This is a genomic window from Streptomyces acidiscabies, from assembly GCF_020010905.1.
Classification (GTDB): domain Bacteria; phylum Actinomycetota; class Actinomycetes; order Streptomycetales; family Streptomycetaceae; genus Streptomyces; species Streptomyces acidiscabies.
In genome coordinates this window covers 119,505-145,116 of the sequence record NZ_JAGJBY010000002.1, presented here as the reverse complement: position 1 = coordinate 145,116, position 25,612 = coordinate 119,505, and the positions used below count along the sequence as shown (strand labels likewise).

15 protein-coding genes, 3 rRNA genes and 4 pseudogenes are annotated in these 25,612 nt (G+C 67.0%); 5 read left to right on the top strand and 17 right to left on the bottom strand.

Annotated features, from left to right (window positions below):
* Positions 1–225 precede the first annotated feature (225 nt).
* Positions 226–504, bottom strand: a complete 279-nt coding sequence (locus tag J8M50_RS27605; RefSeq protein WP_029183471.1) for a glutaredoxin family protein — start codon at positions 502–504, stop codon at positions 226–228.
* 105 nt (positions 505–609) lie between these two features.
* Here J8M50_RS27605 and J8M50_RS27600 point away from each other — a divergent pair, with 105 nt between their 5' ends.
* The 3 genes from J8M50_RS27600 (at position 610) to J8M50_RS27590 (ending at position 4,311) form a co-directional block, all read left to right on the top strand.
* Positions 610–1,539 (top strand): HAD family hydrolase, encoded by a 930-nt coding sequence (locus J8M50_RS27600; protein ID WP_075661321.1) that lies wholly within the window; start codon positions 610–612, stop codon positions 1,537–1,539.
* Positions 1,540–2,105: 566 nt separating this feature from the next.
* Positions 2,106–2,882: an ECF subfamily RNA polymerase sigma factor, BldN family gene (locus J8M50_RS27595; RefSeq protein WP_010351070.1), complete on the top strand. Its 777-nt coding sequence runs from the start codon at positions 2,106–2,108 to the stop codon at positions 2,880–2,882.
* Positions 2,883–3,108: 226 nt separating this feature from the next.
* Positions 3,109–4,311, top strand: a complete 1,203-nt coding sequence (locus J8M50_RS27590; RefSeq protein ID WP_010351069.1) for a DUF5667 domain-containing protein — start codon at positions 3,109–3,111, stop codon at positions 4,309–4,311.
* Positions 4,312–4,499: 188 nt separating this feature from the next.
* Here J8M50_RS27590 and J8M50_RS27585 read toward each other — a convergent pair whose 3' ends face one another.
* The 11 genes from J8M50_RS27585 to J8M50_RS27535 all read right to left on the bottom strand — a co-directional run bounded on the left by J8M50_RS27585 (position 4,500) and on the right by J8M50_RS27535 (position 16,776).
* Entirely contained in the window at positions 4,500–5,516 is a 1,017-nt protein-coding gene (locus J8M50_RS27585; protein WP_010351068.1) for a lysophospholipid acyltransferase family protein, read from the bottom strand.
* Between the two features lie 14 nt (positions 5,517–5,530).
* Positions 5,531–6,592 carry an NAD-dependent epimerase/dehydratase family protein gene (locus J8M50_RS27580; protein WP_010351067.1) on the bottom strand — a complete coding sequence of 354 codons (1,062 nt, stop codon included), beginning with the start codon at positions 6,590–6,592 and terminating at the stop codon, positions 5,531–5,533.
* A 180-nt stretch (positions 6,593–6,772) separates the two neighbouring features.
* Positions 6,773–6,871 carry a 30S ribosomal protein bS22 gene (locus J8M50_RS27575; RefSeq protein WP_003948845.1) on the bottom strand — a complete coding sequence of 33 codons (99 nt, stop codon included), beginning with the start codon at positions 6,869–6,871 and terminating at the stop codon, positions 6,773–6,775.
* Positions 6,872–7,026: 155 nt separating this feature from the next.
* Entirely contained in the window at positions 7,027–7,233 is a 207-nt protein-coding gene (locus J8M50_RS27570) for a helix-turn-helix domain-containing protein (RefSeq protein ID WP_010351066.1), read from the bottom strand.
* A gap of 131 nt (positions 7,234–7,364) precedes the next feature.
* On the bottom strand, positions 7,365–8,180 hold the full coding sequence (locus J8M50_RS27565; RefSeq protein ID WP_010351065.1) for a phosphatase: 816 nt from the start codon (positions 8,178–8,180) through the stop codon (positions 7,365–7,367).
* A 321-nt stretch (positions 8,181–8,501) separates the two neighbouring features.
* Entirely contained in the window at positions 8,502–9,677 is a 1,176-nt protein-coding gene (locus tag J8M50_RS27560; RefSeq protein WP_010351064.1) for an acetoin utilization protein AcuC, read from the bottom strand.
* Positions 9,646–10,845 carry an MFS transporter gene (locus tag J8M50_RS27555; protein WP_029183470.1) on the bottom strand — a complete coding sequence of 400 codons (1,200 nt, stop codon included), beginning with the start codon at positions 10,843–10,845 and terminating at the stop codon, positions 9,646–9,648. Before J8M50_RS27555 ends, J8M50_RS27560 begins: the two co-directional genes overlap by 32 nt.
* A gap of 82 nt (positions 10,846–10,927) precedes the next feature.
* Positions 10,928–11,575 (bottom strand): HAD family hydrolase, encoded by a 648-nt coding sequence (locus J8M50_RS27550; protein ID WP_010351061.1) that lies wholly within the window; start codon positions 11,573–11,575, stop codon positions 10,928–10,930.
* Between the two features lie 60 nt (positions 11,576–11,635).
* Positions 11,636–11,752: ribosomal RNA gene (rrf, locus tag J8M50_RS27545) — 5S ribosomal RNA — on the bottom strand.
* A gap of 86 nt (positions 11,753–11,838) precedes the next feature.
* A 23S ribosomal RNA gene (locus J8M50_RS27540) occupies positions 11,839–14,954 on the bottom strand.
* A 301-nt stretch (positions 14,955–15,255) separates the two neighbouring features.
* Positions 15,256–16,776, bottom strand: a 16S ribosomal RNA gene (locus J8M50_RS27535).
* Together the 16S, 23S and 5S rRNA genes form the textbook arrangement of a ribosomal RNA operon.
* Positions 16,777–17,581: 805 nt before the next feature.
* Here J8M50_RS27535 and trpS point away from each other — a divergent pair.
* Positions 17,582–18,615, top strand: a pseudogene (trpS, locus tag J8M50_RS27530) (tryptophan--tRNA ligase).
* Here trpS and proC read toward each other — a convergent pair.
* The 3 genes and pseudogenes from proC to J8M50_RS27515 form a co-directional block, all read right to left on the bottom strand.
* Positions 18,612–19,420, bottom strand: a pseudogene (proC, locus tag J8M50_RS27525) (pyrroline-5-carboxylate reductase). The pseudogenes trpS and proC overlap by 4 nt on opposite strands.
* A gap of 63 nt (positions 19,421–19,483) precedes the next feature.
* Positions 19,484–20,251: an ABC transporter permease gene (locus J8M50_RS27520; protein ID WP_010351503.1), complete on the bottom strand. Its 768-nt coding sequence runs from the start codon at positions 20,249–20,251 to the stop codon at positions 19,484–19,486.
* A gap of 10 nt (positions 20,252–20,261) precedes the next feature.
* Positions 20,262–21,047: pseudogene (locus J8M50_RS27515) on the bottom strand (ABC transporter ATP-binding protein); the annotation flags it as partial.
* Positions 21,048–21,286: 239 nt separating this feature from the next.
* Here J8M50_RS27515 and J8M50_RS27510 point away from each other — a divergent pair.
* Positions 21,287–22,657, top strand: a pseudogene (locus J8M50_RS27510) (SulP family inorganic anion transporter); the annotation flags it as partial.
* A gap of 533 nt (positions 22,658–23,190) precedes the next feature.
* Here J8M50_RS27510 and J8M50_RS27505 read toward each other — a convergent pair.
* The gene (locus J8M50_RS27505; protein WP_010351500.1) at positions 23,191–23,967 is read right to left on the bottom strand and encodes a class I SAM-dependent methyltransferase; all 777 of its coding nucleotides are present in this window, start codon (positions 23,965–23,967) and stop codon (positions 23,191–23,193) included.
* 974 nt (positions 23,968–24,941) lie between these two features.
* Positions 24,942–25,454, bottom strand: a complete 513-nt coding sequence (locus J8M50_RS27500) for a membrane protein (RefSeq protein ID WP_010351498.1) — start codon at positions 25,452–25,454, stop codon at positions 24,942–24,944.
* Between the last annotated feature and the right edge of the window lie 158 nt (positions 25,455–25,612).

The following is a 25,612-nucleotide window of genomic DNA, read 5'->3' as shown; positions in this document are numbered from 1 at the left end:
CGGGTTGCGCGGGGCTCTGGGCGGTCGTACGTCCCCGGACCGCCCCGTCGAAAGCAGGCTATGTCTTTGTGAACGCGTGCACAAAGATGGTGTCCGATTTGCCCGGCCAACGTGACCGGGGTCACGCGTTTCACTCCTGGGGGCAAAACAGCTCACGCTCCTCATGAATCCCGCCCCCAAGACCACCTGGCCATCGATCCTAAGCGACATTCGTACGTCTTTGGACTAGCTGGTCAGTGCCTTCCGCAACCGGGCCTCGTCCACGCGCCAGAACGTGTGCTGCTTCCCGTCCACCAGAACGACCGGAATCTGCTCCCAGTAGGCGTCGTGAAGTGCGGCGTCCTGCTGGATGTCCTTCTTCTCCCACACCACGTCCAGCTCCCCGCACACCCTGGCCACCACCGCCTCGGCGTCCTCACAGAGGTGGCAGTCGGGCTTGCCGATCAGGGTGACGTGCTTCGGTGCGGCGGGCTTGCGCCGGAAGAGCGGAGTCATACGGCCCATTGTCCGGCCCTCGCCGCGCTCTTTAACGGTGCGGTCGTGGAGAGTTCACACCATCCGAACCCCACCGATCCGGAACGTGTCCGATGGACTGGCTATGCTCACGACATGGCCGCTCTCGGATGGCTCACTCCCCGTAGGCGCTCAGCCACGGCACGGAGCGTGTTGGCAGGTGAAGCGTCGGCTGAGGCTGCGCGCAAGTCCTCCAAGGAGGACGAGGAGACGCAGACCGCTGAGGACAAGGAACCCGATTTCCCTGTCCAGGGCGACGACAAGGCCGCCGCGTTCTTCGACCTCGACAACACGGTCATGCAGGGCGCGGCCCTCTTCCACTTCGGCCGTGGCCTCTACAAACGCAAGTTCTTCGAGACCCGCGACCTCGCCCGCTTCGCCTGGCAGCAGGCGTACTTCCGCATGGCCGGCCACGAGGACCCCGAGCACATGCAGGACGCCCGCGACTCGGCCCTGTCCATCGTGAAGGGCCACCGGGTCGCCGAGCTCCAGTCGATCGGCGAGGAGATCTACGACGAGTACCTCGCCGACCGCATCTGGCCGGGCACCCGCGCCCTCGCCCAGGCCCACCTGGACGCGGGCCAGAAGGTGTGGCTGGTCACAGCGGCCCCCATCGAGATCGCCCGCGTCATCGCGCGCCGCCTGGGCCTGACGGGAGCACTGGGCACGGTCGCGGAGTCGGTGGACGGCATCTACACGGGCCGCCTGGTGGGCGAACTCCTCCACGGCCCGGCCAAAGCGGAAGCGGTACGTGCCCTGGCCGCAGCGGAATCCCTGGACCTGACCCGCTGCGCCGCGTACAGCGACAGCCACAACGACATCCCCATGCTCTCCCTGGTAGGCCACCCCTACGCCATCAACCCCGACACCAAACTCCGCAAACACGCCCGCAAACTGGACTGGCGCCTACGCGACTACCGCACAGGCCGCAAGGCGGCCCGCGTAGGCATCCCGGCGGCGGCAGGCGTAGGCGCGGTGGCGGGCGGCACGGCGGCGGCGATCGCATTGAGCCGCAGAAAGCGGTAGTTGAAGCTCAGACACCGGCCGAGCTAGGCGATTATCCGACGGCCGGAAAATCACCGTAGCCGTCAACTCGCATCCCGCCCGAGAGCAGTTGGCGTTCAGGGGCGCGGGGCTGCATCCATCAGCGGCTCCGCCGCGGGGCACGACAAGCCACAACACCCCCCACACCCCACGCGATTATCCGACGGCCCGAAAATCGTCGTAGCCGTCCCGTCAGCAACCCCTCACAAGCCCCAGCAAACGTCAACTCGCATCCCACGCGCGAGCAGTTGGCGTTTAGGGGCGCGGGGAACGGCGCGACAAGCCACAACGCTGCCCGCACCCGGCTCAACACGCCCCGAACCACCCCCGAAGCCGATCTTTTTCGATCAACCCCCGGTCGGAACAGTGAACTTGATTCGACGTCAATCGGTCACAAACCCGACGTAATCGAAGTTTTGAGCAACTCGGCGTAGCAGGGCCTTCACGAAGCGTTATTCTCCTCAAACGCATTCCGGAACCCGCCCACCACTGCAACAGGTGATCGGTCCCGCACTGCACGTGATGGAAGCTCTGCCTCTGGGAGTCCCGTGTACCCACACGTCGGGGTTGACGCCTCGGGCCTGGCTACGCTGCGCGATTCGATCGCGACGCTAAAGGAAACGCTGCGCGGCTGTGTCCCCCCCGCGTTCGGCGTCCCCGCCTTCGCCACCGCCACCCCCGTCGGCGCGTGCTACGCGCTCGCCGACGGCGGCACCACCGTCGGCAGGCGCGGTCGCACGACCGCACCCGCCGCCCGCCGCCCCGCCGCGGACAGCGACAGCGCCCGCATGATGGACCTGGTGGAACGCGCGCAGTCCGGCGAGGCGGAAGCCTTCGGCTGCCTGTACGACCAGTACAGCGACACGGTCTACCGGTACATCTACTACCGGGTGGGCGGAAAGGCCACCGCCGAGGACCTGACGAGCGAGACGTTCCTGCGCGCACTCAGAAGGATCGGCACCTTCACCTGGCAGGGCCGTGACTTCGGCGCCTGGCTGGTGACGATCGCAAGGAACCTCGTAGCCGACCACTTCAAGTCGAGCCGCTTCCGCCTGGAGGTGACGACGGGAGAGATGCTCGACGCGAACGAGGTCGAGCGCTCCCCGGAGGACTCGGTCCTGGAGTCGTTGTCGAACGCGGCGCTCCTGGACGCGGTGCGCCGCCTGAACCCCCAGCAGCAGGAGTGCGTGACGCTCCGCTTCCTCCAGGGCCTGTCGGTCGCGGAGACCGCGCGGGTGATGGGCAAGAACGAGGGCGCGATCAAAACGCTCCAGTACCGGGCCGTCCGTACCCTCGCCCGGCTCCTGCCGGAAGACGCCCGGTAACCGAAACCTCCCGCCAACTCACTTTCAGTGAAAGTCCGTTGACTTCCCGATCCGATCATCCTCAGTCCGTAACCCAAGTGCCGCGCCATTCGTTGAGCGGGATACAGGCTCCCTGTGGTCACGTTCCGCCCGCCCCCGGTCACCCGATCGTGGGGAACCGGTCGAGGACGTGCAACCCTCCGACCCCCAGGGGAGTCGACCGTGATGACGAGAGGAGGTGCCGCCAGTGATCGCGAACGTATCGGCACACCGGCGGGCGAACGCCTTCGCCCAGGCCCTGGAGGATTCGGACCAGGGCACGGCGGCCGAGCAGCCCGAGGGATCACCGCCGGCACCGGCCGCCGCCGACCGCACCGAGCAGGACACGCTGCTGTCCCTGACGGCGGACCTGGCGGAGCTGCCGAAGCCGCAGCTGGACCCCGAGGTCAAGGTCGTCCACCGGGCGCAGTTGGTCGCCGCGATGGAAGCGATGCTGCAAGGGGGTGAGGCCCCCTCCGTACCGGAACAGCGCGGTCACCGCGCCGCGAAACACCGGTCGCTGGGCAAGCTCCGCCCGCGCGGGCGCCTGGCCAAGGGCCTCACGGCCGGCGGCCTGAGCGTCGGCGTCGCCGCGGGCGCCTTCGGCGGGGTCGCGGCGGCGAGTTCGGACGCGCTGCCGGGCGACTCGCTGTACGGCCTGAAGCGCGGCATCGAGGACTTCAAGCTGACCTACCTGACGGACGACGACACGGAGCGCGGCCAGGCGTACCTGGACCAGGCGTCGACGCGCCTGAACGAAGCGCGCCGCCTCCTCGACCGGGGCCGGGGCGCCCACCTCGACCACGAGTCGCTGGGCGAGATCCGCCGCACCCTCTCGGGCATGACCCACGACGCGACGGAGGGCCACCGCCTCCTGCACGAGGCGTACGAGCGCGACCCGGAGTCCCTGGGCCCGATGCGCGCCCTCTCCGCCTTCGCCCAGTCCCACCGCGAGACCTGGGGCGCCCTGCGCGACCACCTCCCGGTCCAGCTGGGGGACGTCGGCGAGCAGGTCACGCTGGTCTTCGACGCGATGGACGAGGAGGTGGCCCCCCTCCAGTCGCTCCTCCCGCCACCCCCGTCCCCCGGCTCGACGACCCCCCGCACCACCACCCCGGGCACCACCACCCCGGGCACCACCACCCCGGGCACCACCACCCCCACCTCCCCGACCCCGGGCCACTCCACCCCGGACCACACCACTCCAGGCCACTCGACCACCCCGGCCGCCCCCGCCACCCCGTCCGACGACGGCTTCCTCGACAGCAACACCGGCGGCAACCTCCTGGACCCCCCGAAGAACCTCCCCACCACCCCCGCCCTCCCCACCACACCCCCCGACGTCACGATCCCCCCGCTCGTCCCCGGCCTCCTCCCCGGCCTGGGCATCGACAGCGAGGACGTGGACTAGTACGACGATGGGGCGCCCCGACTCGAAGTCGGGGCGCCCCATCGTCGTACCCGCCCTAGAAGAACACCGACCGCCGCTGCACCAGCAACTTGGCCCCTCCTGTCTGCCGCCCTCGCACCGCTCCGCGGGCTTCGCACGGCTGCGCCGAACTCCGTCCGGCGGCTCCCCGCACCCACTCGCCGAGCCGCCTAGAAGAACACCGACCGGCGCTGCACCAGCAACTTGTACAGCGTGTGCTGGATCTGCTCCCGCACCTGGTCCGTCAGGTTGAACATCAGCATCGGGTCCTCGGCCGCCTCCGGCGGATACCCGTCCGTCGGGATCGGCTCACCGAACTGGATCGTCCACTTGGTCGGGAGCGGAACGGCGCCCAGCGGGCCCAGCCACGGAAACGTCGGCGTGATCGGGAAGTACGGGAAGCCCAGGACCCGCGCCAAGGTCTTCGCGTTGCCGATCATCGGGTAGATCTCCTCCGCGCCCACGATCGAGCACGGGATGATCGGCGCCCCCTTGCGCAGGGCCGTCGAGACGAAGCCGCCTCTGCCGAAGCGCTGGAGTTTGTAGCGTTCACCGAAGGGCTTGCCGAGGCCCTTGAAGCCTTCCGGCATGACGCCGACCAACTCGCCCTGGCCGAGGAGTCGGTCGGCGTCCTCCGCGCACGCGAGCGTGTGTCCGAGCTTGCGCGCGAGTTCGTTGACGACCGGCAGGCCGAAGACCAAGTCGGCGGCCAGCAGCCGGAGATGGCGGTCGGCGGGGTGGTTGTCGTGGACGGCGACCTGCATCATCAGCCCGTCCAGCGGAAGCGTCCCGGAGTGGTTGGCGACGATCAGCGCACCCCCTTCGGAGGGGATGTTCTCGATGCCCTTCACCTCGACCCGGAAGTATTTCTCGTACACCGGCCGCAGCAGCGACATCAGGACCTGGTCGGTGAGCTCCTCGTCGAAGCCGAAGTCGTCGACCTCGTACTCCCCGGTCAGCCGCCGCCGCAGGAACGACAGCCCGCCCGCGATACGCCGCTCGACGGACCGCGGCTCCTGTGGTGTCACAGGAACATCATCGCGCTCAGGAGCCCTGATGGGCAGGGGCTGGACCTCGCCGTTCCGCGCCTCCCGCTTCCCGAGCCCGCCCCGGCGCCGCGCGGGCCGCGTCGCCGTCCCCGTACGGGACCTGTCGTCGTCGAACGGGATGACCTTGGCGTCCGCCATCGTGGACACGCTCCTCAGTTCGCGCTCGGCGTCGGAAAGTTCGGCGTCTTCGGCGGGACCAGCGCCGCGACCCGGTCGACGGCGTCACCGACCAGCTCCGGCGGCAGCAGCCCGGACCCCTGGCTGCGCGCGAAGTCCGCGAAGGTCCCGGCGGTCGTGTACGCCGGCGAGAACCCGAGCGTCTCGCGCATCAGCGTCGTCGACACCACCCGCCCGTGCGTCAGCAGCCGGATCTGCTCGGGCGAGAAGTCGGTCATCCCGAGCGTGCGCACCAGCGACCCCGCCCAGGTGACGGCTGGCAGCAGCAGCGGCACGGTGGGCCGCCCGAGCCGCCGCGAACACTGCGACAGCAGCAGCACCCCGTCCCCCGCGATGTTGAACGTCCCGCTGTTCAACGTCCCGCGCGCCGGGTCGTACGACGCGATCCGCAGCACCTCGATGACGTCGTCCTCGTGCACGAACTGGAGCCGCGGGTCGTACCCGAACACCGTGGGCAGCACGGGCAGTTCGAAGTACGAGGCGAGCGGCGTCTCGGCGCCGGGCCCGAGGATGTTGGCGAACCGCAGCACGCACACGGCCACATCGGGCCGCCGCCGCGCGAACCCGCGTACGTACCCCTCGACCTCGACGGCGTCCTTCGCGAACCCGCCGCTCGGCAGCGACTTCGCGGCCGTCGACTCCGTGAACACGGCCGGATCGCGCGACGCGGACCCGTACACGTTCGTACTCGACTTCACGACGAGCCGCTTGACGCCGGGCGCCTTCTGACAGGCCCCCAGCAGCTGCATCGTCCCGATGACGTTGGTCTCCTTGACCGACGTCCGGCTCCCGCTGCCGAGAGGGGTGCCGGTCACGTCCATGTGGACGACCGTGTCGGCGCCGCTCTCCGCCAGCACCCGGGCGATGGTCGGCTGGCGGATGTCCGCCTGGACGAAGTCGGCGCCCCCGAGGGAGTGCTCGGGCCGTACGACGTCCACCCCGATCACCCGGTCCACGCCGGGATCGCGCTGGATCCGCCGTACGAACCGTCCCCCCAGCCTGCGGGCCACTCCGGTGACAAGCACGACCTTCCCCAAGATCAGCGCCTTTCTTCCAGGGCCTGGTGTTGGGTGCCAACCTAGCGGTTCGGTGTTGCGCTGTGATGACTGCCCGAGGCAAGCATGGCCGGATATGCGGGTGGCCCCCGCCGGAATATCCGATGGGGGCCACACCACGCGTACGCGACGCGCGCCGATTCAATTAGTAAGCGCTCGGGCTTACTTCTTGTTACGGCGCTGGACGCGCGTCCGCTTCAGCAGCTTGCGGTGCTTCTTCTTCGCCATCCGCTTACGCCGCTTCTTAATGACAGAGCCCACGACTTACCCTCGCTCACTTCTCATCACTCGGTGCTGGGCGCCGGGGCCCACACGACCTACGAGGGGCCAGCCTACCCGTCCGCGCGCTGAGGTCGTAATCGAGGGGGTCGGGGGAGATCGGAAGTGCTCTGTGCTGATCCCCCCCAGGTCAGCCGTCAGGCGGTTTCCACCCCCACATAACTCTCGCGGAGGTACTCGTGCACCGCTTGTTCGGGGACGCGGAAGGACCGCCCCACCCTGATCGCGGGCAGATGACCGCTGTGCACCAGGCGGTACACGGTCATCTTCGAAACGCGCATCACCGCGGCGACTTCCGCCACGGTAAGGAACACAACCTCGTTGAGAGGCCGATCAGCTGCCATGACAACACCTGAACCTTCCGCACTCGACGGTCACCGGCTTCCCCTTCCGGTGACTCTTCGTCGTTGCGTGCTCACTCCCCAATGTAGGGGCGGGTGATGCGAGTGGGGAAGAGGTGCACCCCAAGGCAGTCCTACTGTGACAGACACGCTCGATTGAGTACGTAGCGGGTAAGCGGCAAGTAGTAATCGGACCGCACGCCGTCATCAACCGGAACGGCGACGGACACGATCCCCTCGGCCTGCCCCACGAACACCGCGGGGTCATCGGCATCGGCCAGCCCAATGGCCTCAAACCCCAGCTGACCTGCTCCGCAGACCCAGCCGTGGTCCCCGATGACCAGGTCCGGCAGCCGCCCGCCGGACGCCGCGAGGGCCTCCAGCGCGAGCCGAACCGGCAGCGGGGAATGCGTGTGCACGCCGGTCGCGCAACCGGCGCGTTCGACGCCCGGTTCGAGGAGCCGGCCGACTCCTCGTACGTACTGGAGGATGTGCGTGCGTAGACCGAACCGGGTCGTTATGTCGACAGAGAGACCCTTCGCAGGTGTGAGCACTTCACATCCCGCCGTCGACAAGGCGTCCACGATCCCCCGGTAAAACCCCCCTAACCGCCCCGGATGTCCCGTCCCCACCAACACGGCACCGTTACAGAGCGCAACATTCCTGATCCGATCCGCAAACGCGTCGAGCGCGGCGACGGTCTTCAGGGGCTCCACCCAATCCTGCCCTGAAACCACCCGCAGATCGTCCGAAACCCCACACCCCTCAACCATGACCCCCAGCACTTCCCGCACCCCCCACTCCCCCCTGGTCACCACCCCCAACCGCACCCGAGGATCCCCCACCCCGAACAACCGATAATTCCGCAGACTCCGCTCCCGGGTGGTGGACACGGCCCCCGAAATCCCCACATCAACGAGATAACCCGCAAGCTCCTCAGCACTGAACACCCCAGAATCCTCCCGAACCCCGCACCCCCACGTCCGGAACTCAGTCCCCCCACAACCTGGTTGGAGTAACCCCACACCGGCTTACCCGAAGACCCCCAACCAACGAACCCCAGCCCATCCCCATCCAGCCGGTCCGCCGCTCAAGAACGAGACCGCACCCGGCGCTCTCAGCCCGTCCGGCGTTTGAGGACGAGGCCCCTTCAGGGCCGATCACCACCCACCCACAGCCAGCTTCCCCCACCTCCCCCACCCACCCCGGGGTCCAAGGGGCAGCGCCCCTTGAGGATGGGACGGGTAGGGGCGGCGGGGGCGAGGAAATCTCTACGCCAACAACCCCCGCAACGGAAACACCGCCCGCCGAGCCGCCAGCACCGCCTGATCCACCCGATCCCCAGGGTCGTACCCCGCCTCCCAGGAAGCCCACTTCACCGGCCACCGCCCATCACTCATCCGAGCAGGCGCCAACTGCCGAGTCCGAGCAAAGACTTGTTCCCGCCACCCCTCAGGAATCACCGCATCCGGCGACACCTCCTTCCCTGCGGCAATCCCCACCAAATGCGCCCAGGACCGAGGAACAACATCCACGACGGAATACCCACCCCCACCCAAAGCGACCCACTTCCCCCCGGCGTATTCATGGGCCAACTCATGACAGGCCACCTGAACAGCCCGCTGCGCATCGAGAGAAACCGCGAGATGAGCCAACGGATCCTCGAAATGCGTATCGGCACCATGCTGACTGACCACCACATCGGGCCGAAACTCCGCCACCAACTCCGGCACCACGGAGTGAAACGCCCGCACCCACCCCGCATCCCCGGTCCCCGCAGGCAACGCCACATTCACAGCAGACCCCTCGGCAACCCCGGCCGCCCCCGTCTCCTCAGCCCACCCGGTCTGCGGAAACAACGTACGAGGATGTTCATGCAGCGAGATGGTCAGAACCCGAGGATCCTCCCAGAACGCGGCCTGCACCCCGTCCCCGTGATGCACATCGACGTCGATGTAGACGACCCGCTCGGCCCCCAGCTCCAGCAACCGCGCGATGGCAAGAGCCGCATCGTTGTAGATACAGAACCCGGCGGCCCCACCGGGCATCGCATGATGAAGCCCCCCAGCAAAGTTGACGGCGTGCAAGACGTCCCCCCGCCACACAGCCTCGGCAGCCCCGACGGACAACCCTGCGATGAGGGAACTGACTTCGTGCATACCGGCGAACGCAGGATCGTCGACGGTCCCGATCCCGTACGACTGATCGGCGACCCGAGGATCCAAGGAGGCCGCCTTCACGGCCTCGATGTAGTCCTCCCGATGCACAAGCCGCAGAGTCGACTCCCCGGCGGCCTTGGCCGAGACGACATCGACCTCCCGGTCCAGCCCGAGCGCCGCCACCAACCCCCGCGTCAGCTCAAGCCGTACGGGATCCATCGGATGCCCGTCCCCGAAGTCGTACCCGGTGACCGCTTCATCCCACATCAACTGTGCGCGCCCGCTCATGCCCGCCACCGTATCGGTCCCCCCGCGTCTCGAACGACCGGGCATACAGGACGGTCACCAGCACCAACCCCATGGGCACGAGCATGGCGGCCCGATAGCTCCAGGCGTCCCCGATCACCCCCACGAGCGGCGAACCCACCAGAAACCCGACGTAGTTGAAGATGTTGAGCCGAGCGACGGCGGCATCGGAGGCCCCGGGGAACAACCGCCCGGCAGCCGCGAACGTCTGCGGCACGATCACACACAGCCCCACCCCCACGAGCGTGAACCCCACCATCCCCACCCAGGCCCCCGGCGCCCCGGCGACCACGACGAACCCCCCGGCGGCGACCAGGGCCCCGACCCGCACGACGACAACGGCCCCGAACCGCCGCACCCCGTAGTCCCCGATGGCCCGCCCGACGAGCATGGTCACCATGTAGACGTTGTACGGCACGGTCGAGAGCTGCTCGGAACTCCCCAGCACGTCCTGGAGGTACTTGGCACTCCAGTTGGACACGGTGGAGTCCCCGATATAGGCGAACGCCATGACGAGGCAGAGCGGCAGCAACACCCGGAAGGCGAGCCCGTCCCCGCTCTTGGCACCCTCCTCGGGGGCCTCAACTCCCGTACGCCCGTCGACATACCACCGGCTCCCGAGCAGCGCGGCCGGCAACAGCACACAGACGACGGGCAGATAGAGCACCCACAGCTCCAACTCCCAGTGCGCACCGACCCAGGCGAGCGAGGACCCGACGATCCCCCCAAGACTGAACGCCGCGTGGAAACTGAGCATGATGCTGCGCCCGTACGCCCGCTGAAGGCTCACCCCCAGCATGTTCATCGTCGCGTCGAGCGCCCCGAGCGAAAGCCCGAACACGGCAAGAGCGGCGGCGAGTTGAACGGCCCCGTGCCCCGCCCCGACCCCCACCAGGGCGAGCAGAACGACAGGCTGGGCCCACCGCAGGACAACCCTGGACGACGCCCGCCGCACAACCCGCTCGGACGCCACGCTCCCGACCCCGGCCAGCACAGGCACGGCCGCCAGATACACCGGCAACAGCCCGTCGGAGATCCCGTACCGATCCTGGATCGCCGGAATCCGGGTCACCAGCAGAGCGAACGCGGCCCCATGGGCAAAAAAGCTGAACGCCAACGAGGCCCTACCGCGCCGCAGCACTTCTGTCATGGCGGCGAGCGTAGGGCCCCGGCGTACTCATGGGTAGATCAAGCCAAAGATGAATTTAGCTCAGCTCTCAACGGCCCCGCCCTCACCCGAGCAGCAGCTCGACCAGTTCCCCCGGCTCGGCATACATCCGCGAGGCCCCCACGAGCCGCTCGGCGGGCGTCATCGCGGTGAAGCCGAGTACGTCCATCCCGGCCGCCACCCCCGCCCGCACCCCGAGCGGCGAGTCCTCGACGACCACGCACCGCCCCGGCGCCGCCCCCATCCGCTCGGCCGCGTACAGGAACAGATCCGGCGCCGGCTTCCCCCGCCCCACATCCTCCGCGCTGAACACCCGCCCCTCCCCGAAGAACCGGTCGAGCCCGGCCACCCGATGCCCCACCCGGATCCGCTCATGACTCCCGGACGACCCCACGCAGTACGGCACCCCCGCCGCCACCAGCCGCTCCAGCACCTCCACGATCCCCGCGACCGGCTTCAGCTCCCGCTCGAACGCGGCGAACACCCGGCCATGAAAAACCTCGTCGAACCCCTCCGGCAACCGCTCCCCGGTCCGCTCCAGCACCAGATCGTGAATCCGGTGCATCGCGGACCCCATGTAGTCCCGGATCGACTCCTCGTACGACGTCGGATGCCCGACCTCGGTGAGATATTCGGCGAGCAGCCGATTGGAAATGGGCTCGCTGTCGACGAGCACCCCGTCGTTGTCGAAGATCACCAGGTCGTAGCGCATACACCAACCCTAAACGCAGAAAACCCCCGCACCATAAGATGCGGGGTTTCCCAAATGATTGTTCGGCGGCGTCCTACTCTCCCCACAGGGTCCCCCTGCAGTACCATCGGCGCTGTAAGGCTTAGCTTCCGGGTTCGGAATGTAACCGGGCGTTTCCCTCACGCTATAACCACCGAAACACTATGAAACACATCAACCGCACCGTATATGGCCATACGGGGTTGTTCGTGGTTTCAGAACCAACACAGTGGACGCGAGCAACTGAGGACAAGCCCTCGGCCTATTAGTACCAGTCACCTCCACACCTTACGGTGCTTCCAGATCTGGCCTATCAACCCAGTCGTCTACTGGGAGCCTTACCCTCTCAAGGAGGTGGGAACACTCATCTCGAAGCAGGCTTCCCGCTTAGATGCTTTCAGCGGTTATCCCTCCCGAACGTAGCCAACCAGCCATGCCCTTGGCAGAACAACTGGCACACCAGAGGTTCGTCCGTCCCGGTCCTCTCGTACTAGGGACAGCCCTTCTCAATGTTCCTGCGCGCGCAGCGGATAGGGACCGAACTGTCTCACGACGTTCTAAACCCAGCTCGCGTACCGCTTTAATGGGCGAACAGCCCAACCCTTGGGACCGACTCCAGCCCCAGGATGCGACGAGCCGACATCGAGGTGCCAAACCATCCCGTCGATATGGACTCTTGGGGAAGATCAGCCTGTTATCCCCGGGGTACCTTTTATCCGTTGAGCGACGGCGCTTCCACAAGCCACCGCCGGATCACTAGTCCCGACTTTCGTCCCTGCTCGACCCGTCGGTCTCACAGTCAAGCTCCCTTGTGCACTTACACTCAACACCTGATTACCAACCAGGCTGAGGGAACCTTTGGGCGCCTCCGTTACTCTTTAGGAGGCAACCGCCCCAGTTAAACTACCCATCAGACACTGTCCCTGATCCGGATCACGGACCCAGGTTAGACATCCAGCACGACCAGACTGGTATTTCAACGACGACTCCACCCATACTGGCGTATGGACTTCAAAGTCTCCCAGCTATCCTACACAAGCCGAACCGAACACCAATATCAAACTGTAGTAAAGGTCCCGGGGTCTTTCCGTCCTGCTGCGCGAAACGAGCATCTTTACTCGTAGTGCAATTTCACCGGGCCTATGGTTGAGACAGTCGAGAAGTCGTTACGCCATTCGTGCAGGTCGGAACTTACCCGACAAGGAATTTCGCTACCTTAGGATGGTTATAGTTACCACCGCCGTTTACTGGCGCTTAAGTTCTCAGCTTCGCCACACCGAAATGTGACTAACCGGTCCCCTTAACGTTCCAGCACCGGGCAGGCGTCAGTCCGTATACATCGCCTTACGGCTTCGCACGGACCTGTGTTTTTAGTAAACAGTCGCTTCTCGCTGGTCTCTGCGGCCACCCCCAGCTCAAGGAGCAAGTCCTCTCACCAGTGATGGCCCCCTTCTCCCGAAGTTACGGGGGCATTTTGCCGAGTTCCTTAACCATAGTTCACCCGAACGCCTCGGTATTCTCTACCTGACCACCTGAGTCGGTTTAGGGTACGGGCCGCCATGAAACTCGCTAGAGGCTTTCTCGACAGCATAGGATCATCCACTTCACCACAATCGGCTCGGCATCAGGTCTCAGCCTTGATGAGCGGCGGATTTGCCTACCACTCGGCCTACACCCTTACCCCGGGACTACCATCGCCCGGGCTGGACTACCTTCCTGCGTCACCCCATCACTCACCTACTACCAGATCGGTTCAGCGGCTCCACCACTTTCCTTTCCCCGAAGGGTCCGGAACGGCTTCACGGCCTTAGCATCACTGGATTCGATGTTTGACGCTTCACAGCGGGTACCGGAATATCAACCGGTTATCCATCGACTACGCCTGTCGGCCTCGCCTTAGGTCCCGACTTACCCTGGGCAGATCAGCTTGACCCAGGAACCCTTAGTCAATCGGCGCACACGTTTCCCACGTGTGAATCGCTACTCATGCCTGCATTCTCACTCGTGAACCGTCCACCACTGCCTTCCGGCGCAGCTTCACCCGGCACACGACGCTCCCCTACCCATCACAGCAGGCGTTGGCCCTATATGCTGCAATGACACGACTTCGGCGGTACGCTTGAGCCCCGCTACATTGTCGGCGCGGAATCACTAGACCAGTGAGCTATTACGCACTCTTTCAAGGGTGGCTGCTTCTAAGCCAACCTCCTGGTTGTCTCTGCGACTCCACATCCTTTCCCACTTAGCGTACGCTTAGGGGCCTTAGTCGATGCTCTGGGCTGTTTCCCTCTCGACCATGGAGCTTATCCCCCACAGTCTCACTGCCGCGCTCTCACTTACCGGCATTCGGAGTTTGGCTAAGGTCAGTAACCCGGTAGGGCCCATCGCCTATCCAGTGCTCTACCTCCGGCAAAAACACACGACGCTGCACCTAAATGCATTTCGGGGAGAACCAGCTATCACGGAGTTTGATTGGCCTTTCACCCCTAACCACAGGTCATCCCCAGGTTTTCAACCCTGGTGGGTTCGGTCCTCCACGAAGTCTTACCTCCGCTTCAACCTGCCCATGGCTAGATCACTCCGCTTCGGGTCTTGAGCGTGCTACTGAATCGCCCTGTTCGGACTCGCTTTCGCTACGGCTACCCCACCCGGGTTAACCTCGCAACACACCGCAAACTCGCAGGCTCATTCTTCAAAAGGCACGCAGTCACGACTGCATGTGCAAGCACATACAGCGACGCTCCCACGGCTTGTAGGCACACGGTTTCAGGTACTATTTCACTCCGCTCCCGCGGTACTTTTCACCATTCCCTCACGGTACTATCCGCTATCGGTCACCAGGGAATATTTAGGCTTAGCGGGTGGTCCCGCCAGATTCACACGGGATTTCTCGGGCCCCGTGCTACTTGGGTGTCTCAAAACGAGCCGTTGACGTTTCGACTACGGGGTCTTACCCTCTACGCCGGACCTTTCGCATGTCCTTCGCCTACATCAACGGTTTCTGACTCGCCTCACAGCCGGCAGACTGTGAAAGAGAGATCCCACAACCCCACGACGCAACCCCTGCCGGGTCTCACACGTCGTAGGTTTGGCCTCATCCGGTTTCGCTCGCCACTACTCCCGGAATCACGGTTGTTTTCTCTTCCTGAGGGTACTGAGATGTTTCACTTCCCCTCGTTCCCTCCACATACCCTATGTGTTCAGGTATGGGTGACAGCCCATGACGACTGCCGGGTTTCCCCATTCGGAAACCCCGGATCAAAGCCTGGTTGACGGCTCCCCGGGGACTATCGTGGCCTCCCACGTCCTTCATCGGTTCCTGGTGCCAAGGCATCCACCGTGCGCCCTTAAAAACTTGGCCACAGATGCTCGCGTCCACTGTGCAGTTCTCAAACAACGACCAACCACCCGTCACAACCCGCTCACACGGATTTTTACCGGGGTCGGCATCATGAGGGGGTTCATTCCCTCAGACACCCAACAGCGTGCCCGACCAGACTCCCGTCCGGAGATCATGCTTTCCACGCCCCTAAGAGCAGTACTTGCAGCCTCCGACCCGATGTTCCGGCCGAATAATCAACGTTCCACCCATGAGCAACCACCGCAGAACGTTCGCCTGCGTTATGGCCCTGGCTGCCTTGCGACAGCTAGATGCTCCTTAGAAAGGAGGTGATCCAGCCGCACCTTCCGGTACGGCTACCTTGTTACGACTTCGTCCCAATCGCCAGTCCCACCTTCGACAGCTCCCTCCCACAAGGGGTTGGGCCACCGGCTTCGGGTGTTACCGACTTTCGTGACGTGACGGGCGGTGTGTACAAGGCCCGGGAACGTATTCACCGCAGCAATGCTGATCTGCGATTACTAGCAACTCCGACTTCATGGGGTCGAGTTGCAGACCCCAATCCGAACTGAGACAGGCTTTTTGAGATTCGCTCCACCTCACGGTTTCGCAGCTCTTTGTACCTGCCATTGTAGCACGTGTGCAGCCCAAGACATAAGGGGCATGATGACTTGACGTCGTCCCCACCTTCCTCCGAGTTGACCCCGGCGGTCTCCTGTGAGTCCCCGTCACCCCGAAGGGCACGCTGGCAACACAGGACAAGGGTTGCGCTCGTTGCGGGACTTAACCCAACATCTCACGACACGAGCTGACGACAGCCATGCACCACCTGTACACCGACCACAAGGGGGCGACCATCTCTGGCCGTTTCCGGTGTATGTCAAGCCTTGGTAAGGTTCTTCGCGTTGCGTCGAATTAAGCCACATGCTCCGCTGCTTGTGCGGGCCCCGTCAATTCCTTTGAGTTTTAGCCTTGCGGCCGTACTCCCCAGGCGGGGAACTTAATGCGTTAGCTGCGGCACCGACGACGTGGAATGTCGCCAACACCTAGTTCCCACCGTTTACGGCGTGGACTACCAGGGTATCTAATCCTGTTCGCTCCCCACGCTTTCGCTCCTCAGCGTCAGTATCGGCCCAGAGATCCGCCTTCGCCACCGGTGTTCCTCCTGATATCTGCGCATTTCACCGCTACACCAGGAATTCCGATCTCCCCTACCGAACTCTAGCCTGCCCGTATCGAATGCAGACCCGGGGTTAAGCCCCGGGCTTTCATCCGACGCGACAAGCCGCCTACGAGCTCTTTACGCCCAATAATTCCGGACAACGCTTGCGCCCTACGTATTACCGCGGCTGCTGGCACGTAGTTAGCCGGCGCTTCTTCTGCAGGTACCGTCACTTTCGCTTCTTCCCTGCTGAAAGAGGTTTAACCCGAAGGCCGTCATCCCTCACGCGGCGTCGCTGCATCAGGCTTCCGCCCATTGTGCAATATTCCCCACTGCTGCCTCCCGTAGGAGTCTGGGCCGTGTCTCAGTCCCAGTGTGGCCGGTCGCCCTCTCAGGCCGGCTACCCGTCGTCGCCTTGGTGAGCCATTACCTCACCAACAAGCTGATAGGCCGCGGGCTCATCCTTCACCGCCGGAGCTTTCGACCCCCGCCCATGCAGGCAGGAGTGATATCCGGTATTAGACCCCGTTTCCAGGGCTTGTCCCAGAGTGAAGGGCAGATTGCCCACGTGTTACTCACCCGTTCGCCACTAATCCACCCCGAAGGGCTTCATCGTTCGACTTGCATGTGTTAAGCACGCCGCCAGCGTTCGTCCTGAGCCAGGATCAAACTCTCCGTGAATGTTTACCGGTAATCCGGTGCACAACACAGAAGAGCGGAACGATCGGAGGAATGATCCGACCGTTCACAGCGTCCTCGCTGTGTTTGTTTCAAAGGAACCTCATCCTCGGCCATCGGCCAGGGACGGGGTATCAACTAATCTGGCGTTGATTTTTGGCACGCTGTTGAGTTCTCAAGGAACGGACGCTTCCTTTGTACTCACCCTCTCGGGCTTTCCTCCGGGCTTCCCTTCGTTTCCGACTCTATCAGATCTTTTCTCGATCCGATTTCCTCTCGGTGCTTTCCAGGTTCTCGCTCTCGCGTTTCCCTTTCCGGCGGTTCCGACTCTATCAGATCCTTTCGGCGTCTGATTCCCAGTCAGCGGGGGTTGTCTTCCTGGCCCTTGGGCCGTTCCGACGAGTGAGACTTTAGCGGATTCCCCCCCGAAGCCAATCGGGGGCGCGCCCTTTCGAACGTGGATTCCTCATTTCGCAAATACGCACGCCAAAGACACGACACCAGGTCGAGTGTTGGTTGGTACTTGTGGAATGGCTGTCCGGGGACCGACCGGAGTCGGCGCTCACGCTGGACAACTCGGAGAACACTACGTACCGGCTCCGGGGGTGTCAACTCCTCCCCGAGGGCACCCCGGAGGCGTACGCTAGCCCCATGACAACGCGTACGTACACCCAGCAGTGGTGGGCCGCCTGACGGCGGCCTGTACTCACGTACGCATCAACGGCCGCCGCCTCGGCGGCCGTTCTCGTTTCCTCTCCAGGATCGCGGGGGCCGACCGGGTCGGCGGTCCGGATCAGGAGGAGTGGGGATGACGAGGGTCTTCAGCGGGATCAAGCCGACCGGGCACCTGACACTGGGGAACTACCTGGGGGCCATGCGGCAGTGGGCCGAGGCCGACCAGCACCGGTCCGACGCGGTCTTCTGCGTCGTGGACCTGCATGCCCTGACCGTGGACCACGATCCCGCGCGCGCGCAGGCTCAGCCGGCAGGCGGCGACGCTGCTGCTCGCGACGGGGCTGGATCCGCGGCTGTGCACTCTCTTCGTACAGAGCCATGTCGACGAGCACGCGCGGCTGTCGTACGTCATGGAGTGCGTCGCGACCGACGGCGAGATGCGGCGGATGATCCAGTACAAGGAGAAGGCGCGGCGGGAGCAGGCGCGGGGCGGGAGTGTGCGGCTGTCGCTGCTGACGTATCCGGTGCTGATGGCCGCGGACATCCTGGCGTACGGGACGGACGAGGTGCCGGTCGGTGACGACCAGGCGCAGCACGTGGAGCTGGCGCGGGATCTGGCGGTGCGGTTCAACCAGCGGTACGGCCATACGTTCGTCGTACCGAAGGCGACGCATCCGGGGTTGCCGCGCGGGTCATGAACCTTCAGGATCCGCTGTCGAAGATGGGGAAGTCCGACGATTTCGGTCCGGGCATCGTCTATCTCCTCGACGAGCCCGACACGATCCGCAAGAAGGTGCTGCGCGCCGTCACGGACAGCGGGCGGGAGGTCGTGTACGACCGTGCGGTCCCGGCGTCGCGAATCTGCTGGAGATCCTCGCGGCGTGCACGGGCGGGAACCCTGAGGATCTGTCAGGCGTTCACAAGTCGTACGGAGCACTCAAAGCGGACACTGCCGAGGCTGTGATCGAGACTTTGCGGCCCGTGCAGGCCAGACACAAGGAGTTGTGCGCGGAACCAGGACATGTGGAAGGGGTGTTGCGGGACGGGGCGGAGAGGGCGAGGGCCATGGCGCGGCCGACGGTGGACGCCGCCTACCGTGCGATCGGGCTGCTCGAACCGGGTCGAGCAGCCGCACCGATCCTCACCGGCGTTCCCTCGGAGGGTTAGTCCTTCTTTCCGGAGGCGAGCTCGCGGCTGCGGTCGCGGGCCGCTTCGAGGGCGGCGATGAGGGGCGGCGCGTACGCCGTGGTTCTCCAGTTCGCGGATGGCGCTGATGGTGGTACCGGCCGGGGAGGTGACGTTCTCGCGGAGCTTGACGGGGTGTTCGCCGCTGTCGCGGAGCATCACGGCGGCGCCGATGGCCGACTGGACGATGAGGTCGTGGGCCTTGTCGCGCGGGAGGCCGAGCAGGATCCCGGCGTCGGTCATGGCTTCGACCAGGTAGAAGAAGTACGCCGGGGAGCCGGAGAGCGCGGTGCAGGCGTCCTGCTGGGACTCGGGGACGCGCAGGGTCTTGCCGACGGCGCCGAAGATCTCCTCGGCGTGCGCGAGGTGGTCGTCGGTGGCGTGGGTGCCGGCGGAGATGACGGACATGGCCTCGTCGACGAGCGCGGGCGTGTTCGTCATGACACGGACGACCGGTGCCCGGTGAGAGGCGCTCCTCGAAGAAGGAGGTGGGGATACCGGCGGCGCCGCTGATGACGAGGCGGTCGGCGGGGACGTGCGGGGCGAGTTCGTCGAGCAGCGTGCCCATGTCCTGCGGCTTGACGGTGAGGATCAGGGTGTCGGCGGTCTTGGCGGCTTCCGGGTTGGTGACCGGGGTGACGCCGTAGCGGGCGCGGAGTTCCTCGGCGCGCTCCGGGCGGCGGGCGGTGACCAGGAGGTCGGCCGGGGCCCAGCCGCCTCGGATCATCCCGCTGAGCAGGGCTTCGCCGATCTTTCCGGTGCCGAGGACTGCGACTTTCTGGCTCATGCCGCCATCCTCGCACCGGGTGCGGGGGCGGGGAGCGCTGTCCGGCTGGCGGAACACGGCGGTTCACCGGGTGCGGCGGCGCAGGGTCGCGGCGCCGAGGCCGAGGACCAGCAGGGCGCAGCCGGCGACCACGAGGACGTCGCGGACGAACGCGGCCGTCAGGTCGGTGTGGCGGAGGATCTCGTTCATGCCGTCGACGGCGTACGACATGGGCAGGACGTCGGAGATCGCTTCGAGGACGGGGTGCATCGCGTCCCTCGGGGTGAAGAGGCCGCAGAGGAGGAGCTGGGGGAAGATCACCGCCGGCATGAACTGGACGGCCTGGAACTCGGAGGCCGCGAACGCGGAGACGAAGAGGCCGAGCGCGGTGCCGAGGAGGGCGTCCAGGAGGGCGACGAGCAGCAGGAGCCAGGGGCTGCCGGTGACGTCGAGGCCGAGGAACCAGACGGCGAGGCCGGTGGCGAGCGCGGACTGGAGGATGGCCAGCGCGCCGAACGCGAGGGCGTATCCGGCGATCAGGTCGGCCTTGCCGAGCGGCATCGCGAGGAGGCGTTCGAGGGTGCCTGAGGTGCGTTCGCGGAGGGTGGCGATGGAGGTGACCAGGAACATCGTGATCAGCGGGAAGACCCCGAGGAGGGAGGCGCCGATGTTGTCGAAGGTGCGGGGGCTGCCGTCGAAGACGTAGCGCAGCAGGACCAGCATCAGGCAGGGGATGAGCAGGAGCAGGGCGATCGTGCGCGGGTCGTGGCGGAGCTGGCGCAGGACGCGGGCGGCGGTCGCGGTGGTGCGGGCGGCGGTCAGGACGCGGGTGGGTGCGGGTGCCGTGGTCATCGCACAGTGCCTTTCTCGCGGCGGCCTCGGTCGCTTCGTCGACCAGGTGGAGGAAGGCGGCTTCGACGGTGTCGGTGGAGGTGCGGATGCGCAGGGCGCCCGGGGTGTCGTCGGCGAGGAGTTCGCCCGCGCGCATGAGGAGGAGGCGGTGGCAGCGTTCGGCCTCGTCCATGACGTGCGAGGAGATGATCAGAGTGGTGCCGTGAGCTGCGGCGATGTCGTGGAAGAGGGTCCACAGGTCGCGGCGCAGGACGGGGTCGAGGCCGACGGTGGGTTCGTCGAGGACGAGGAGTTCGGGGGTGCCGAGGAGGGCGACGGCGAGGGAGACGCGGCTGCGCTGGCCGCCGGAGAGGTTCCCGGCGAGGGAGTTCGCGTGGGAGGTGAGGTCGACGTCGTCCAGGACGCGGTCGACGTCCGCGCGGCGGGCGGCGTGCGGGGCGGCCGGGGTGAGGATCGCCGCGAAGTAGTCGAGGTTCTGCCGGATCGTCAGGTCGTCGTACACGGACGGGGCTTGGGTGACGTATCCGATGCGGCTGCGCAGCGCGGGGTGGCGGCGGGGCGGCCGAGGACGTCCAGGGTGCCGGTGACCTTGGCCTGCGTGCCGACGATCGCCCGCATGAGGGTTGTCTTGCCGCAGCCGGAGGGGCCGAGGAGTCCGGTGATCTGGCCTCGCGGGACGGTGAAGCCGAGGGCGTGGAGGACTTCGCGGGGGCCTCGGGTGACGGTGAGGGGAGGCGGCGTGGATGGCGGGGGTGTCGGGTGGCGCTTCGGGGATGCCGGAGCTTTTATTCATCATGTGCTGAATAATGCTCTCGGCGGGGTGGGTCGTCAAGGACTCGCGCGCCCTTCCCGCTCCCGATCACCCCGCGCGCCGCCCGGGAGCCGGTGCGCGGCCGACTCGGCTTGCCGACAATGGAATTCATGCGCGGAACGGCGGGGTTCCGGGTCGCGCGTGGCGTTCGTACGAAGCTGCCGTGCCCCTCCCCGGGTATGGCGCCCACGCGTCTCCCGTTGCCGACCGGAGGTGCTGCCGAGATGCGCCGTGGCGTACGCAAGGCCGATCTGTCCGCTTCACTCGTCGTGTTCCTCGTCGCGCTGCCCCTGTGTGTGGGCGTCGCGTTGGCCTCGGGGTGCCGCCCGAGCTGGGGCTGGTCACCGGCATCGTCGGCGGGCTCGTCGCGGGGCGCTGCCGGGGAGCGGTCTCCGGGTCAGCGGGCCTGCCGCCGGGCTGACCGTGCTCGTGTACGAGGCCGTCCACACGTACGGGCTCCATGTGCTCGGCGTCCTCGTGTTCGCCGCCGGGGTGCTTCAGCTGGGGCTCGGGGCGCTGCGGCTCGGGCGGTGGTTCCGGGCCGTGTCCGTCGCCGTCGTGCACGGGATGCTCGCCGGGATCGGGCTCGTCCTGGTCGCCGGGCAGGTGTACGCGCTCGGGGACGTGGGCGCGCCGTCGGACGGGCTCGGCAGGCTCGCGGGGCTGGTGGAGCTGCCGGGGCGGGCGGATCCCGGGGCGTTGTCAGTGGGGGTGCGACCCTGGTCGTACTGCTGCTGTGGGGGCGGTGGCGGCGGGGTCCGGGCTTGTTCCCGCGCCGCTCGTGGCGGTCGTGCTCGCGGCTGCGGTGACCGGTGGTTTCGGGCTGGATGTGCGGCGGGTCGAGGTGCGGGGGTGTGGGAGGCCGTCCGGGTGCCGGGGCTGGCCGACGTGGGGCGGCTTGCGGAGGTCGGGGTGGTCGGGACCGTCGTCGCGTTCGCGCTGGTCGCTTCGGCGGAGTCGCTGTTCAGCGTGGACCGGCTGCACGACGGGAGGGCCGAGTACGACAAGGAGTTGTTGGCGCAGGGCGCGGGGAACGTGGTGTGCGGGCTGCTGGGGGCGCTGCCTATGGCCGCCGTGATCGTGCGGGGCACGGCCTCTGGGGAGTTCGTACGGGGGCGTCTCGGGTGCTGCACGGTGTCTGGCTGCTGCTCTTTGTTGTTTTGTACCGGGCGTGCTCGGGCTGATACCCGTCGCCGCCCTCGCGGCGCTTCTCATCCACGCCGGGTGCGGGCTGCTGCCCGTGCGGCAGGTTCGGGCGCTGTGGCGTACGGATCGTGGGGAGGTTCTCGTCCTCGCCGTGACCGCCGTCGCGATCGTCCTCGGGAACCTCTTCGAGGGCGTTCTGATCGGGCTGGCGCTTGCCGTTGCCAAGACGGCCTGGGAGATCAGTCATGTGCAGGTCGAGATTGAGGATCGGGGGACGGGGGCTGGTGGTTCGGGTCGTCGGGCATGCGACGTTTCTGCGGTTGCCGAAGTTGCTCGATGCGTTGGAGGGGTTGCCGGGGGATCGGGAGGTGCGGTTGGAGCTGGGTGGGCTGCGGCATGTGGATCATGCGTGTGCGGCTGCGTTGGAGGGGTGGGTCGAGGGGCGGCGGGAGGTGGTTTCCGGGGTGTGGGGTGAGGGGGCGGTACGTCGCTGGGGCGCGGGGGGTTGTGGGTGGGTCGGGGTGCCGGGGGTGCCGGGGGTGCCGGGGGTGCCGGGGTGCCGGGGTGCCGGGGTGCGGCGAGCCCGTCGCGGGTGGTGTTGGCCAGTGGGGTAGACCGAGCCGTGCGCTGCTGTCTTCGTAAGCGACGGGCTGCGCCGCACCCCCGACACCCCACTCCCCGCCGTACGCGACCCACCCGCCATGCCGGTGCGGCGGGGGCGGACCCGCCGTTCGCGGCTCTCCCGCCATGCCGGTCAGGCGGGGCGGGCTCGCCGGTTGCGGCTCACCCGCCGTCCGGAGGGGGAGGCAGGGGCAGGCTCGCCAGTTGCGGGTCTCCCGCCGTACGAGGGCGGTGGGGGTGGGCGCGCTGTTTGCGGCTCTCCCGCCGTACGGGTCAGGCAGGGGCGGGCTCGCCGGTTGCGGCTCTCCCGCCGTATGGGTGCGGCGGGGGGGTCTCGGGGCCGTGGTGTGGTCCGGGGGCGTCAGGTGGTTGTGCGTTGGGCCAGGAGCAGGGTTACGTCGTACGTCTCCTCCACTGTGGCGTCGGGGAACTCGGTCAGGAGGTGGGCGCGTTCGGTGGTGAGGAACGTCGTTGTGCGCTCCTGTGTGTCGACCAGGAACGCCGAGTGGCTGCCGATGTTCGCCAGGTGTGTGTCCAGGGGGATGCTGCGGCTCCAGCGGATGGTTCGGCGGGTGAAGGTGAGGGTGCCGGTCGGGTCGGCCAGGTCCGTACGCGTCGCGCGGGCCTTCTCGTCCTCGACGTCGATGCCGAAGTGCCGCCCCAGGCGCCGCGCCTGCGCCGCCAGCCATGCGACGTCGTACGGCGTCGTGTTCCACCACAACGCCAGTGCGCCGCCCGGGCGCAGTACCCGCAGCGCCTCCGGGACCGCGCGGTTCGGGTCCGTCCAGTGCCAGGACTGGGCGTACGTGAGGAAGTCGATGCTGCCGTCGCGGAAAGGGAGGTTGTTTCCGTCGCCCCGTACGAGGGGTACGTCCGGCAGCGTCCGCCGGAACTCCGCCGCCATCCCGTCGCCGGGTTCCACGCCGACGACGTTCGCGCCCCTCTCGTACAACACTCGCGTCGAAATACCGGTTCCCGCACCTACGTCTCCCACGATCGACCCCACGAACCGGCGTCCCGCCAACTCCTCGATCGTGTCCAGCAGTTCCGCCGGGTAGGAGGGCCGGTTGGCCGCGTATTGCGCCGCCGCGCTGTCGAAGGAGCGGGCTCGGGTGGGGCTGTGCGGGGAAGCGGTCATGGGGCCATGGTGGCTGGGGGGTTGGGGTGGGGGGAACCGGGTTTTGGTGTGAGCGGGGGGCGCTTGGCGGTGCCGGAGCAGGAAATGGGGTACGGCGGGCTTGGGTGCTGTGGAGTCCGCGCTGATGAGCGCGCGCCGGCGTGTATGGGGCATGCGCGCGTGGGGGCCAAGGGCTCGATGCCGCGTTATACACGCATGGGTGGGAGGGGATGGCGACTCGTCGGGAGACGGTGACGCGCGGGAGGTGCCGGGCGGTCTGTGCGGGCGAGGGCTTCGGGCTGACGGCTACCTCCGGTTCGACCACCCCGGCGCGGGCGGCACAGCGGGGGCTCGGCCGCCGGGGGCTTGTGGGAGGGGGCTGTCGTCGAAGGGCCGACGCGTATGTGCGTGCGGGATGTGTGGGGCGAGCGGTGTCATCGACGGCGTGGCACGCGCGGAGAGCCGCGTGCCTTCGAGGCTGTTCCGCATCACCGCGTACGCGCGCGGGAGGCTCCCCTTGCGTTGCCTGCGCGTGGCACGTGCTGGGCGACCGTCCGCGCGCGGGAGTTTTTGGAGGGCACCGGCGCCATGTACCGCGTCCCTCCTTCCTTCTTGCGCACGCGCGCGCGAGACCTCGTTCGGCCCTTGGACTTCGCCCGCGCCAAGCGCGGCGTACTCACGCGCGCGGGCGCCTTGCGCAGCGGCCTCGTCGTGTTGGCCCTCAGGGGTCCCCTCGGCCTTTCACGCCGTCCTGCGGACGCGAACGCGTAGACGGAGAGCCGGCCATCCCTCTTCCGCGCCCGCGCGGCGGAGCGCTGCGGCCTCCGAGCAAGCGTGCGACGTCCGCCCGTCGTCGGAAAGGCGTTCCGTCGGTCCGGCTCCTCCCGAACCGGCACCGTCGCGCCGCTCAAGCCCTGAGTACTGCCCCCCCGGCTCTCAGCCAGGCCCCCTCGCAGGCAAAGCTGACGGCAACCGCGTGGCCCCCGCCGCTCCCCTCAGCCCTTCCGGCGTTTCTTCGCCGGGTTCCCCGTCCTGCGTACCGCTCGGCGCTCGTGGCGTTCGCGTGCCGCCTCGTACTCCTCGCGGTGGAGTTGTTCGCCGGGGGCCTCCTGGAAGGCGCGGAACGTGTACGCGAGGAGGGAGCCGAGGAAGCCGATCGTCAGGAGGCCTCGGAGGGAGGACTGGCGGGCGGGGTCGGGGCGTTTGCGGAAGCCGTCCCAGGTGTGGCCGAAGGCCAGCGCGCTGCACCCCGCGAACATGACCACGAGCAGGACGGTCACGAAGCGGCCGATGTCGGCGATCGCGAGGCCCTCGTACGCGAACCGCAGCACGAAGCAGGCGGCGACGGTGACGATCGGGGCGCCCACGGCGACGGCGATCCGGCGTGCCGTGTAGCCGTCGTCGTGGTTCACCCACGTCGTGCCGAAGAAGCGCAGGGGTTCGGGACGAGGCCCCGCGCCCCCGTCCGGGAGGTCCCCCGTGTCCGGGCTGCCGTTTTCGTCGCTCACGGGACGATTATGGCGCCGGGCGGGGGCGGGCTTCCGGGCGGGGCGCGGCAAGGGCGTGGCCGGGAGGCGGAGATGCGGGCGGGTACGGGGGTGGGGAGGCGGCGGCGTGGACGGGTACGCGTGCGGGTGGCCGGGCTCGCAACGAGCCCCGCCCAGCA